The following is a 13,130-nucleotide window of genomic DNA, read 5'->3' on the forward strand; positions in this document are numbered from 1 at the left end:
AAAGCCATGATATTAAGAGACGTTTCGTAGCCTAAGTCATGGAACATCTGTACAAGCTCCAGGCCCTTATCCACTTCCCGGATGTAACACGCCACACGGATCATATCGAGGACACTTTCCTCACGCGGCAGAATGTCATTCGGGTCTACACGGCCGATATCGACGAGCGCAGACAGCTTTGTGAACTTTTTCTCCGGGATGATTTCTTTTAGGAAATTATCGTCAAGAAATCTCCACGGATTAGGCTCCGTCGCGTTTAAAAGTTTCGCCGAATTTTTGTAGCCAATTTCCATATATTCAACACCAGCTTCACTTAAGCCGTTGTATAAGTCCTGAACAAATTCAACGCTGAAATCCCAATTGTTTACTAAGCCCCCGTCACGGATCGTACAGTCTATAATTTTGCTGCGATTTCCCATAACAATCACTTCCTCCTATTTCTTTTGCTTGTCAGCCAATTTATTTTCACTTTCGCGCTTTTATGCTTTTATGCTTTTATGCAATAAAGTATCTTATTACGTTTATATCATGATTCCCTAAGCATCGTCAATCTATTTTCAGAAAAAAATGAAAAATCTTATTTCGCTTCCTGATTAATAGTTGTATTTTACCATACTCCCTTTACAGCCGGATGAAAACGCACAAAAAAAAGGCTTGCAGGGAGCAAACCTTTTTAACAAATATCTGTAACAGCTTGTTTCAACGTGTCGATTAAAAAGCGTAAATCCTCATCTGCGGAAGAAAGCGGCGGGGCGATGATCAGAATATTTTGATAGCCCGGGACTGTATCGCCGTTGCGCCCGATAATCAATCCTTTTTCTTTACACGCGCCGACAATCGCAAGCATCGTGTCTTCAGAGGCCGGTTCTTTCGTTTCTTTATCTGTCACTACTTCAATACCATACAAGAAACCGACACCGCGCACTTCACCAACAATGGGGCACGATTCGAGTTCGTGCAATTCGTTCATCATATTCTCGCTAAGCCGCGCCACCCGGTCCGGAATTTGTTCTTCTTCCAAAATATCAATCGTTTTTAAAGCAGCAGCGCAGGAAGCGGGATGGCCGCCGAATGTAGAGACGTGACGGAAATGGGAGCCCGTTTCTGCTTGCTTAAATGCGTCGTAAATATACGTCTGAACGGCTGTCGCACCGAGCGGCATACAGCCGGCGGTCAAGCCTTTCGCCATCGTCACAATGTCCGGCTGCACCCCTTCCGAATGCATAAAGCCAAACATTTTTCCGGTACGGCCAAAGCCGGACACAACTTCATCCGTGATCAACAGTACATCGTGTTTTTGGCAAATTTCTGATACCCGCTGCAAATAAGAGGGAAATGGGATTAGCACACCGCCGCCGGAAATAAACGGCTCGATAATAACAGCGGCGATTGTGTCGGCTCCCTCCCATTCGATCACGTTTTCAATGTGATTAGCGGCAGCAAGATCATCTTCAAATGACGGCCGGTAGGCATAGGGAGGCGGCACGTGAAGAAAACCCGGCGCCTCCGCTCCGTATTTCAGCTTCCGGTTCGCCTGTGCCGTAGCGCTTAATGCACCAAGCGTTGAGCCGTGATACGCCCGGTAGCGGGAAATGATCTTTATCTTTTCCGGCTTGCCGGTTTGTGCATGATACTGCCGGGCAATTTTAAACGCCGCCTCATTCGCTTCCGAGCCGCTGCACGTAAAAAAGGTTGTGTACGGCGCTCCGAGCAGCTCACTTAATTTAGCCGATAGTTCAATTGCTGGCTCATGACTCATTGTCAGCGGGAAATAGGAAACATTCATCAGTTGATCATACACAGCCTGCGCAATTTCTTTTCGGCCATGACCTAAGTTTAAGCACCAAAGGCCTGATACGCCGTCCATATACCGATTTCCATCTGCAGCGGTAAACCAGGCACCGTCTCCACTGACCGCCATGAGTGGTGATGCCTGCTCATTAAACTTGACCATCGCGTGCCAAAGATGGTCACGATCCTGCTGCGCCAGCTTGCTCGAATGCTCCGCCGTATGAATCAATATGTCCACCTCTTTTCGCCTCGACAATAATCGTCCCGATGTATTTGCGCGCGTCCGCCGTCAGCAAATGCAGCTCTTTTCGTTCGAGATGCCGTTCAAATTCGATGAAATCCCCTTCAAGCGTTTCTTTCACCGCAATGATGCGGTAACCATCTTGAATAAGTGCATCAATAGCTGTTTTTTCTTTCATAAACCCTTTGTAATCTGACATGAAAACAACCCCCTTTTTACAGTTTTTCGCCTGCGGCAGCCGGAAGCTCTTCTGCAGCCGGTTCGCCTTCTAACGGAATGGTCCAGTCGCGCCCAACGGTCACGCCGAGGAATTTGTCATCGCTTGGGTCTTCAAGCTCAGCCTGTGGGTATTTGTTAAACCACCAAAACTTCGCCAGTACATAATATGCTGCGGCTCCGACCGCAAAGCCGATAAAAAAGGAATATGTTGAAAATGTGACGGCGAGCGCACCGCCGATTACCCAGGAAATAATGCCAGCCCAGTTGACGCCGTAATGGTAACGGTACTGTCCATCCATTTCGTATAAATCTGGTACATTCACACGGCGTTTGCGGATTAAATAGTAATCAGCAAATAAAATGCCGACAATGGAGGCAAGTATACCGCCAACAACGAGCAAAAACGGCATGAGCACGTTGAACAAATTCCACGGCTGCGTCACCATACCGATAACACCTGCTGCCAGCACACCCACATAAAACGGCACTTTCGGCCCGCCAATGTTTGAAAATACCGTTGCTGCCGGAACAAGGTTAGCTGCTGTATTTGTCGACCACTGGGCAAACACGATCATAAGAAGCAACACAGCGAGGACAATGCCGCTCGATGTTTCCTGGAGCGCCGCCACCGGATCATAATTGCCAACTGCAATAAAAGAAACGCCGCCAATAGCGACCACAAACGTCTGTGTAAGCGGCATAGCAATCAAGCTGCCGACAAGCACACTTTTATTACGCTTCACCCAGCTCCGTTCAAACTGCGGCGCTTTAATAAAGCGTGAGATAGAGGCAATATCCGCTGCAAGGGTGGACCAATAACCCATGTTTCCAAGAATGACGACCATGAATGCGTTAAACAACAACCCGCCAGTCAGGGGATTTTCCACCCACGACCAGACGTTTTTATCGGCTGCGGCCGCTTGATCGGCCAATGTCACATACATCCAAAGCGAAATTAAAATAATGACTGGCGCAGCTAAATCCGCGAATTTTTCAATCGACTTAATTCCGATAATCGTATTTGCGACCTGTACGGCGACAAAGGCAAGGAAGCAGACAAACCAGTTATCAAAGCCGAATAAAATATTTACAATACCGTTAATGGCCATCGCGCCGAAATACGTGTTGATACCAAACCACATTGACGCTGCAGTGCCGCGGATAGCGGATGGGATATGTGTCCCAACTGTCCCAAACGGTGCCCGCATATATACGGGGAATGACAATCCATGTTCGATGCCGATATCAGCAATGACCGAGATGAAAAGGCCGATCAACACACAGCCGATAAAGGACGCGGCGAGCACCCAGGAAAGCGGCATCTGTTGGACGGCTGCTCCCCCAATTGCAAAAGCAGCTAAAACAACCGCCATCCCGATCCACATTAACGCAAAACCAAAGGTGCCAATTTTACGGTCGCCATGAGCAATCGGCAATAAATCCGGAGACTTTAAATAACGGCTGGACTTTTTCACTTGTCATTCCTCCTCGTATTTAGTTGTTATTGAACACTGATCGCCTGGCGGGTCTGCGTGCTGTTGTAGCGGCTTCGTTTTATATACTGTCCACTGCCCGGCTTGCCGGTAAATCTCCGGTCCCGGATAACAAATTCACCGCGTGAAAGTACGGAGACCGGTTCGCCGGTCACTCTCATCCCTTCAAATGCGCTGTAATCAACATTCATATGATGCGTTTCGGCAGAAATGGTCCGTTCTTTGTCCGGATCAAAAATGACGATGTCTGCATCACTGCCGACGGCGATCGTTCCTTTTTGCGGAAACAAGCCGAATAACTTGGCTGAACGCGTTGACACGAGATCTACAAACTGGTGAATGGATATACGCCCTTTTTTCACACCTTCGGAAAATAACAGGCTGAACCGGTCTTCAATGATTGGCCCGCCGTTTGGAATTTTCGTAAAGTCGTCTTTTCCGAGGTCTTTTTGGCCGTTGAAATTAAACGAGCATTGATCGGAGCCGATCGTTTGCAGCTGTCCGTTTTTCAATGCATCCCATAAAACGTCCTGGTTCCATTTTTCGCGCAGCGGCGGGGACCAGACGTATTTTGCGCCTTCAAAATCCGGTTTTTCTAAATCATTTTGATCCAAAAGCAAATATTGCGGGCACGTTTCACCCCATACTTGAAAACCCTTCTGGCGCGCTTCGGCAATTTTATGAGCCGCTTCCGCACAGGATACGTGAACGACGTACAGCTGTGAATTAGCGAGACCTGTAAGGGCGGCAGCGCGTCCGGTTGCTTCTCCTTCCACTTCCGGCGGCCGGGTCAGTGCGTGATAAATTGGATCCGTATGGCCTTTTTGGAGCGCATCGGTGACGAGGTAATCAATGACGTCGCCGTTTTCCGCATGAACCATCACGAGGGCGCCGTGCTCTTTTGCCGTTAACAGTGTACGAAACAGCGTCGCATCGTCTGCCTGGAATACATTTTTATATGCCATAAACACTTTAAACGAGGTGATCCCCTCTTTTTCAATCACATTTGGAATCTCCTCCAGCACCGCGTCGTTCACTTCCCCAATCATTAAATGAAAGCCATAGTCAATGACTGCTTTGTTCTTTGACTTGTCGTGCCACGCATTTATCGCGTTTTGAAGCGGCTCTCCTTTATTCGTCAAGCAAAAGTCGATGACCGTTGTCGTGCCGCCAAACGCTGCTGCAATGGTGCCCGTTTCAAAATCGTCTGCGGTCACTGTGCCGCCAAATGGCATATCAAGGTGCGTGTGCGGGTCAATGCCGCCAGGGAAAAGATATGCGCCTTCCGCATCAATCACTTCATCCGCCGCATCATCAAGATGAACACCGATTTTAGTAATTTTTCCATTTTCAATTAAAAGGTCCGCTTCATATTGATCCGCCGCTGTCACAATCACACCGTTTTTAATCATCTTTTTCATGTTGATCCGCTCCTTTTCATTAAGCGATTGGCTGTTTAATGGCTGCCTGGCGTTCGTTCCATGTCATCGGCGGGCCGTTTGGAATTTCAATCATGTCGATCGCACCATCCACCGGACAGACGATCGAGCAAAGGTTGCAGCCAACGCAGTCTTCCGTGCGCACCTGCAAGTATTTATTGCCATCCGGCGACGTCAGCATATCGATGCACTGATGCGCCGTGTCTTCACAGGCGATATGGCATTTGTTGCAGTTAATGCACGTATCTGTGTTAATATTGGCGACAATTTTATAATTTAAGTCAAGATTGCCCCAGTCTGAGTAGCGCGGCACGGTACGGCCAATTAACTCTTCAACGGACGCCAGCTGCTTGTCGTCCAAATAGTTGTTTAAGCCGTCGATCATGTCTTCCACGATGCTGAATCCATGGTGCATCGCCGCTGTACAAACCTGCACGCTTCCGGCCCCCATTAAGATAAACTCAGCAGCATCTTTCCAATTGGAAATACCGCCAATACCTGAAATTGGGATATTAATTTCCGGGTTGCGCGCGCATTCCGCGACCATGTTTAACGCAATCGGCTTGACGGCTGGACCGCAGTAGCCGCCGTGCGCTCCTTTTCCGGCCACATGCGGCACCGTATTCCACGAATCAAGATCCACGCCGGCAAGACTGTTAATTGTATTAATCATACTGATCGCATCCGCGCCGCCCTGCACCGCTGCCCAGGCCGTTGCAGTAATATCGGTAATGTTCGGCGTCAGTTTCACAATCACCGGTATATTGGCTGCTTCTTTTGCCCATCTTGTCTGTTTTTCCACAAGTTCCGGCACCTGTCCGGATGCTGCACCCATGCCGCGTTCTGCCATGCCGTGCGGGCAGCCAAAGTTTAATTCAAGCCCATCTACCCCGGCTGCCTCCACTTTTTTCACGATTTCATGCCACTTTTCCTGCTTTGGCTCCACCATAAGTGACACGATCACCGCGTGATTCGGAAATCGTTTTTTCGTTTCGTAAATTTCTTTTAAATTCACTTCAAGCGGACGATCCGTAATTAATTCAATGTTGTTAAATCCTGCTACCCGCTGGCCGTTAAAATGCATGGCCGCAAACCGGGAAGAGGTATTAATAACGGGATCGCCAAGTGTTTTCCAAACCGCTCCGCCCCATCCCGCTTCAAATGCCCGCTGCACTTGATAGCCGGAATTGGTTGGCGGTGCGGATGCGAGCCAAAATGGATTCGGCGCTTTAATTCCCGCAAAATTCACACGTAAATCTGCCATTGCCAATCTCCTCCTTTAAGATGTTTGCGCCATGCCGAGACCGACAAGCTGCTTGTAGATAGAATACGCGGTCTGTTTTCCTTGCTCAGCCGCTGTCACAACCATGGCATCGCCTTGTCCGTCTCCAAAAATGACATCTCCCGCCGCATACACTTTTGCGTTTGATGTTTGATACGTGTTTAAGTCGACTTTGACCGTCCCCCATTTATGCGTTAAGCCAAATGCTTCAATCAATTTCACATAACGTGCCTGGCCAATTGCCCGAATGACAGCATCTGCTTCAATGGTAAATTCCGATCCTTCGACTGGAATCGGCCGGCGGCGGCCGGATTCGTCCGCAGCTCCAAGCTCCATTTGAAGACACTTTACGCCTTTTACCGCCCCTTCTTCGTCTTGGATAATACCAATCGGCTGTGTCAGCCAGCGGAATTCCACACCTTCCTGCTTCGCAAATTCATATTCAAATTCGTAGGCGGTCATTTCCGCTTCCGTCCGGCGATACAGCATTTTCACATCGGCGGCGCCCAGTCTTACTGAGCACGTCGCCGCGTCAATCGCCGTGTTGCCGGCACCAATCACAACCACCTTTTTGCCGGTCAAATGTGTATCCATCGGCGGCGTTTTCGTCGATTCCACAAATTCAATCGCATCATAAACACCTCTGGATGTTTCTCCTTCAATGCCAAGCGGCGGAACACTCGCCATCCCAATCGCCAGTACAACAGCATCGTACGCTGTTAAAATTTCCTCCGGCCCAATGTCGCGGCCAACTATTGTATTCGTCCGGATCATGACGCCCAGGCTTTCCACCTGCTCCACTTCCCACATCGAAACACGCTGCGGAAGCCGAAATGAAACGATGCCATGTGTATCAAGGCCGCCTGCTTTATCTTTCGCTTCAAAAATCGTCACATCAAACCCTAGCCGAGCCAGTTCACGTGCTGATGACAATCCAGCAGGCCCGCCACCGATAACAGCGACCGACTTGCCATTTTTCGCTCCCGCTTTAAACAGCTGCGCATTATTATGTATGGCCCAATTTGTTGCATGCCGCTGCAAGTTGCCAATCATAATCGGCTGCGATGCGTCATTTAGGACGCACGCCCCCTCACACAACTCTTCTGTCGGACATACACGCGCGCAGCTTGCACCGACTGGGTTGGCGTCCATGATTACTTTGGCAGATCCTTTTAAATTTCCGGACGCGATTTTTTTAATAAACGATGGAATATTGATCGAAGTCGGACACGCTGTAATGCACGGTGCGTCATAGCAATACAAGCAGCGGTTTGCTTCATCCATCGCTTCCTTGGCGGTTAAATCCGGCTCCATTTCCAGAAAGTTTTTTGTCAGGTCTGTTAATGAAACAGAACGGTCTTTCATTCGATTCATATGCATCGTTCATTCCCCCTTGCATTTTTTATATCTATTGATTATATATTGATTGCATCTTAAAATATTTATACAGCAAACAAAAATACTTAACATCATTTTTGGTATATTTTCTGACAAACGATATTCATTTGTTGTACGATGAAGAGACTAACAACGGGAGAAGTGACAGGCGTGAAAAAAAATGAATTGGAACAGAGAATAACCGAATATGAGATGGAACTGGAGCAGCTGCGCGGCCAGCTGGCCGTTGTCGCTGAACAGGAAGAAAGGCGTAAACAGTTTTTGTCGTCCAAAGAAATCATTGAGCTTATCCGGCATCACACCGGCCGTGAACTAAATATGTCAACGATTAAACGATGGGCGGATGAAGGATATCTTGGTGAGGTGATCGATGAAAAGCAGGCATTCCCGGCCCTTCGCACAAAACAGGGAAAAAAACGGTTTTTATACCCGAAAAAAGAGGTATACAGCTTTTTATATGAAAAAGGCTACCTGGTACCGGCTTTTGATGTGCTCGATCAAGTTTGGCTTGAAACGGAGCGCGCAATGGTAATGGATGCGGCGCTCCGAAAAGGCGAGTTTCACTATACAATACAGATGGAAACGTCATTCAAGGTGAAAAAAGGAGTAAAAGAATCGCAATTGGTGAAAGGAGACGCGGGAAATGAAAGCGAAAATTAACATTCAAAATACGTTGGATAACCAGGAAAAAGCCCGTCTCATCCGAAATGAAAACCGCAGCAGCGGCTATCCAGTTACGATTTCTTTTTCTGAAGATGCAGCGGAAATCTGTTTCGAAGGCGACTTGATCCGGATTCCGGACAGCGTTCCATTTGACATTATTGCCGTAGTAGACGGCCAAAGCAAAATGCGTGATGGCGGTTATGACATTCAGCCGGCTGACAAAGGAAAAACGGTCAACCTTCACCTGGACGCCGGCCTCGTTGCCGAACTGAACGACATTCGCCAGCACGTCATGAGTAAAACACAGCACGACATTATTTTGGAAATCTTTAAAAAAGGGCTCGACCACTTCAAATAATCAGGCCTTTTTTGGTGCGATCTCATTTATTTGCGTGCGACTTTGTTCGTTTCGTGAGATTTTCGCGGCTTCTCGTGCGACACCTGCCCGATTGGTGCGAAAACCGTGGCTTCTGGTGCGATTATGTGAGCGAAAGCACTGTTTCAAGCAGCACGTTTACGCCTTTTTCACAGTCTTCCCATAACGTCAATTCGTCTTCATCATGGCTTTTTCCATTTACACTCGGCACAAAAATCATAGCGGACGGAACGTAGGAGGCAATAAACTGTGCATCATGCCCCGCTCCGCTTACCATTCGCTTCTGGGAATAGCCAAGTGAAACCGCTGCCTGTTCAAACGCGTCACAAAGCGCCGGCTCAAACCAGACCGTGTCGCGTTCCCATAGCTTTTTCGCTGATACGTCACATTCAGCTTTTTGCGATGAAGCCGTCATGCCATGAATGACTTTTTCCACTTCGCTGATCACATCAGCCGACGTATGGCGCGCTTCCAGCGAAAAAATCACTTTATTCGGAATCACGGTATGAATATTCGGCAGCACATTGACCCGGCCAATCGTATACACAAGATCATCATCGATCACCGAAAGCTTCTCTCGTGCTTCTTTCATTAAATCCATCGCCGCAAACAGCGCGTCGTTTCGCATTGACATTGGCGTCGTGCCGGCGTGATCGGATTCACCGGTTACCTCGATCTCATAGCACACCATACCAAGCACACATTCTACGACACCAATTGACAGCTGTTCTTTTTCTAAAATAGGGCCTTGCTCAATATGTAACTCTAAAAACGCCGATGCTTCTTTTAGCCTATTTTCAATCGATCCCGCATAACCGATTGATCGCAGCGCTTCATGAAACGTCACGCCCTCCACATCTTTTTTCGCAAGCATCGTTTCTTTGTCGAATTTCCCAGACAAGACCCCGGATGCCATCATCGACGGTTCAAACCGCGCCCCTTCTTCATTTGTCACGTTCATGACAACAACTGGTATGGGAGGTGTGACATTGTTTTCAACGAGTGTACGTATCACTTCAAGTCCTGCGGCTACACCAAGCACTCCATCAAAACGCCCGCCTTTTTTCACCGAATCTAAATGCGAACCCATGACAACCGGCGGCCTTTCTTCACGTCCGGCAAGCATCGCGTACATGTTGCCCATGTCATCCACGTTTACATCCAGACCAATGTCTTCGCAGCACGAACGGAAATAATCACGCGCCAGCCGGTCTTCTTCCGAAAGAGCCAGGCGCGTTACACCATTTCGCTCCGTTCTCCCAAAGTCGGCAAAGGCCTCCAGTGATTCCTGCAAACGCGCTCTATTAATTTTTAATTTTTGATCATTCATATTGCTAATCCCCTTTTAATATTTTTTAAATAAAAGCAATCAATAAAATATATTTAGTATTATTGCACACACTTTAAAAATTGACCAGTCTATTTTCTGAAAATTCAATTTTTAAATAACAAAAAAAACACCCGCCCGATTCACGGACAAGTGTACTCATGTAAAAGTGTTCAGCCAATTTTCTAACAAAGAAAGAGTTCCATCGGTCGTGGCTGTTTCTTGCATATATTTCAAATCAAGGTGGTCAAAGTGAAGCAAAAACATCCTTCTTCCCCACTCACAATCGGAGGTCGATTTCCAGTGTACACAGGGACGCATACGATCTAAAATAATATCCTCTATCCCTATTGCATAAATGTTTTTTCCTTCTCCAATATTCATCTTGATGACACGCTCAAGATCCGCATCTTCTAAAATGTCATTCGGAATTTCATTACTAATCAATAACCGAGGATGGTACCAATGTTTTTCGTTCACTAAAAAACCCAGCTGCTCAAGAATATTCCCAGCTGTTTTCCTGTCGCTAATGATTACATCAATATCAACAGTCGTATAATCACTCCGTGTGTAAATTTCTACAGCAAGCCCGCCTACTACCGTTGGCTGAATGCGGTAAGGCTCTAGAAGTTCTGTTAAAAGAGCAGTCGTTTCAATCATTTTTTCAAAGGAAGAACAATCTTCAAGAGAATCAAGTCGCTGGCGTGCTTTTTCAATCGAGCTCATAGTACCATTCCCGCTTGCTTAAATATTTGATTTTCCCAGCTGCCTCAGCCTTTTTCCAGCGCTCTATGCATAACTGATCGAGCACAGCCGCTTCATTCGGATCTCTCGGGCGCCGCTTAATTAAACGCTCCTGGCCGCGGTCTTTCAAAATCTGTTGGTCCACCGCCGGACGCCGATCAGCAATACGTTTCGTTACGTCTGTCAAATTCATTTCACGCATGCAGGCACCTCCGCGCTTTTTCTTTCATTATACACAAGAACACCCATCCCCTTCACAGGACAGCTGCTTCCTCATACACGTTTCATAAAGGCTTCGTAAATTTTAGTGGTCACGGCTCCCGGCTTGCTGTCGCCGATTGCACGATCATCGGCTGATGTAACTGGTACGATTTCGATTCCAGTGCTTGTTAAAAAGGCTTCATCCGCTTCGAAAATAAAGTCAGGTGCGAATTCTTTTTCTTCAACGGGAATGTCAAGTTCCGCCGCAATGGAGAGCACGGCGATGCGGGTGATCCCATGTAAAATGTGTTTCGTTGCCGGCGGCGTGATCAGCTTTCCGTCTTTCACAAGGAAAATATTTGAGCTTGATCCTTCCGTGACGATGCCATCGCGGACGAGCACCGCTTCAAACGCGCCAGCTTCGAAAGCTTCTTGCTTTGCAAGCAAATTCGGCAAAAGATTCAACGTTTTAATCCAGCAATTTTGCCACCGTTCATCCGGCAGCAGCTTCACTTTCGCTCCATTTTCGCGCAGCGTTTCATCCATCGCCCGAAAAGGCTTCACAGTCATCGAAATAGATGCCGGGACGTTCGGAAACAAATGATTGCGCGGAGCAATACCTCGGGTCGCCTGCATATACACATCACAATCGGATAAGCCGCTGCGCCCGATTAAATCATCCACAACCGCGATAATTTCTTCACGCGGCTGGCCGAGATTCAGCTTGATCGCTTCCGCACTCTTAAAAAAGCGGTCCATGTGCTCATCCATCATAAACACACGCCCGTTATAAATGCGAATGTACTCATAGACGCCATCCCCGAACTGATGCCCGCGCTCGTCAATCGGCAGCACCGGATCGCTTGAACTGATCACTTTTCCATTTAAATAGCCAATTGCCATCTTATCCGCCTCGCTTCAGTTGTTTACCTCCATTATACTCATTTTTTTGAAAAACTCATACAATACCAGCTTCCTTCGCGGACAACCGTTTTAACGGACTTCAGCTTGAAGCCTGCCGCCGCCGCATCGTGAATGAGTTCCTCTTTGCGCGGCAACGGATATAAATTCTCATGCGCCTCCATAAAAGAATTAAAGGCTGCCGAAAAGCGCTGGCCGCCTTTTTCTAAATAAAGCGGTGTAATCACAATAACCGTCGCTTTTTTACTGACCAGTTCAGCAACACGGCTGAATAAGCCCTCCCGCGCGTCTGGTGAATAGTAATGAAGAAGGTTGTTCATCATAACCACGTCAAATAAACCGTTGGGCACATCCCAGGTGTTAATATCTGCATAATAAAATTTCACTTTGTCATCGAGTCCTTGCTTCGATGCTTTTTCACGGGCTTCATCTATACATTCTTTGCTAATATCTACGCCCACAAATGTGCCGGGATTCGTTCTTTTTGCAAGCTTCATTAAATAACCGCCTGTTCCACAGCCGATGTCGAGTACCCAGTTCGCCTTTTGTGCATCAATCTCAGCTGCCACGTGCCCGAATGCTCTTTTTTCAATTAAGGCGGATGTCGCTGCAACCGTTTTACCGAAATCATCTCCGTTAAAGCTCTCTTTTCGATTTGATTCGATCATCTCCGGATAATTCATAAGCGCCGGCATATGCATTTCAAATAATTCCTTTACTAGCTCGCCAACCGTATCATCGCTTTTTTGCGAGAAAAATCTAAGCATTTTTTTCGATGGAACGAGCTTGTCCCCCTCTTTTTTTAAATGGCCAAGGACAACACCTGTGTCCGCCCAAGAGCGAAGCAGGTTTTCTTCGTATCCATATTCATCAACGAGTGACTCAATTGTCGCCCCTCGGGAAATTTTTTCAAATAAATCAAGCCGGTAGCCGACATACGCCTGCCACGTTGGCAAAAACGGCTCATTTTTTTTCATCCAATTACGGGCTTCCCACATTTTCCGGTATTCTGCAATCATTCCTTTTCCTCCTTCA

General features: G+C 47.5%; 14 protein-coding genes. 2 read left to right on the forward strand and 12 right to left on the reverse strand.

Annotated features, from left to right (window positions below; genetic code table 11):
- The 7 genes from NLX67_RS10925 to NLX67_RS10955 all read right to left on the reverse strand — a co-directional run.
- Positions 1-419, reverse strand: a 419-nt coding sequence (locus NLX67_RS10925) for a beta/alpha barrel domain-containing protein (RefSeq protein ID WP_483863874.1), incomplete at its 3' end; no start/stop codon positions are given.
- Positions 420-673: 254 nt separating this feature from the next.
- On the reverse strand, positions 674-2,017 hold the full coding sequence (locus tag NLX67_RS10930) for an aminotransferase (protein ID WP_254311888.1): 1,344 nt from the start codon (positions 2,015-2,017) through the stop codon (positions 674-676).
- Complete coding sequence (locus NLX67_RS10935) at positions 1,971-2,231, reverse strand: hypothetical protein (protein ID WP_254311761.1); 261 nt, start codon at positions 2,229-2,231, stop codon at positions 1,971-1,973. Before NLX67_RS10935 ends, NLX67_RS10930 begins: the two co-directional genes overlap by 47 nt.
- 16 nt (positions 2,232-2,247) lie before the next feature.
- Positions 2,248-3,726 (reverse strand): NCS1 family transporter, encoded by a 1,479-nt coding sequence (locus NLX67_RS10940; protein WP_254311762.1) that lies wholly within the window; start codon positions 3,724-3,726, stop codon positions 2,248-2,250.
- 26 nt (positions 3,727-3,752) lie between these two features.
- Complete coding sequence (gene hydA, locus NLX67_RS10945) at positions 3,753-5,165, reverse strand: dihydropyrimidinase (RefSeq protein ID WP_254311763.1); 1,413 nt, start codon at positions 5,163-5,165, stop codon at positions 3,753-3,755.
- Positions 5,166-5,184: 19 nt separating this feature from the next.
- A complete protein-coding gene (preA, locus tag NLX67_RS10950) occupies positions 5,185-6,447 on the reverse strand; it encodes an NAD-dependent dihydropyrimidine dehydrogenase subunit PreA (protein WP_254311764.1) in 1,263 nt (420 codons plus the stop codon).
- Positions 6,448-6,462: 15 nt separating this feature from the next.
- Positions 6,463-7,839, reverse strand: a complete 1,377-nt coding sequence (locus tag NLX67_RS10955; protein ID WP_254311889.1) for an NAD(P)-dependent oxidoreductase — start codon at positions 7,837-7,839, stop codon at positions 6,463-6,465.
- A gap of 174 nt (positions 7,840-8,013) precedes the next feature.
- Here NLX67_RS10955 and NLX67_RS10960 point away from each other — a divergent pair, with 174 nt between their 5' ends.
- Together NLX67_RS10960 and NLX67_RS10965 are read left to right on the forward strand one after the other, a co-directional pair.
- Positions 8,014-8,523, forward strand: a complete 510-nt coding sequence (locus NLX67_RS10960; RefSeq protein WP_254311765.1) for a hypothetical protein — start codon at positions 8,014-8,016, stop codon at positions 8,521-8,523.
- Positions 8,507-8,884: a hypothetical protein gene (locus NLX67_RS10965; RefSeq protein ID WP_046179108.1), complete on the forward strand. Its 378-nt coding sequence runs from the start codon at positions 8,507-8,509 to the stop codon at positions 8,882-8,884. The genes NLX67_RS10960 and NLX67_RS10965 overlap by 17 nt, the downstream gene beginning before the upstream one ends.
- A 121-nt stretch (positions 8,885-9,005) precedes the next feature.
- Here the strand turns inward: NLX67_RS10965 and NLX67_RS10970 are convergent, their stop codons facing one another.
- The 5 genes from NLX67_RS10970 to NLX67_RS10990 form a co-directional block, all read right to left on the reverse strand.
- Complete coding sequence (locus NLX67_RS10970) at positions 9,006-10,232, reverse strand: Zn-dependent hydrolase (protein WP_254311766.1); 1,227 nt, start codon at positions 10,230-10,232, stop codon at positions 9,006-9,008.
- A gap of 156 nt (positions 10,233-10,388) precedes the next feature.
- Positions 10,389-10,955 (reverse strand): hypothetical protein, encoded by a 567-nt coding sequence (locus NLX67_RS10975; RefSeq protein ID WP_254311767.1) that lies wholly within the window; start codon positions 10,953-10,955, stop codon positions 10,389-10,391.
- Complete coding sequence (locus NLX67_RS10980) at positions 10,942-11,175, reverse strand: hypothetical protein (protein ID WP_046179111.1); 234 nt, start codon at positions 11,173-11,175, stop codon at positions 10,942-10,944. The genes NLX67_RS10975 and NLX67_RS10980 overlap by 14 nt, the downstream gene beginning before the upstream one ends.
- Positions 11,176-11,246: 71 nt before the next feature.
- Positions 11,247-12,077 (reverse strand): D-amino-acid transaminase, encoded by an 831-nt coding sequence (gene dat, locus NLX67_RS10985; protein WP_254311768.1) that lies wholly within the window; start codon positions 12,075-12,077, stop codon positions 11,247-11,249.
- Positions 12,078-12,115: 38 nt separating this feature from the next.
- Positions 12,116-13,114: a class I SAM-dependent methyltransferase gene (locus NLX67_RS10990; RefSeq protein WP_254311769.1), complete on the reverse strand. Its 999-nt coding sequence runs from the start codon at positions 13,112-13,114 to the stop codon at positions 12,116-12,118.
- Between the last annotated feature and the right edge of the window lie 16 nt (positions 13,115-13,130).

It is taken from the genome of Domibacillus sp. A3M-37 (assembly GCF_024213455.1).
Taxonomy (GTDB): Bacteria; Bacillota; Bacilli; order Bacillales; family Domibacillaceae; genus Domibacillus; species Domibacillus tundrae.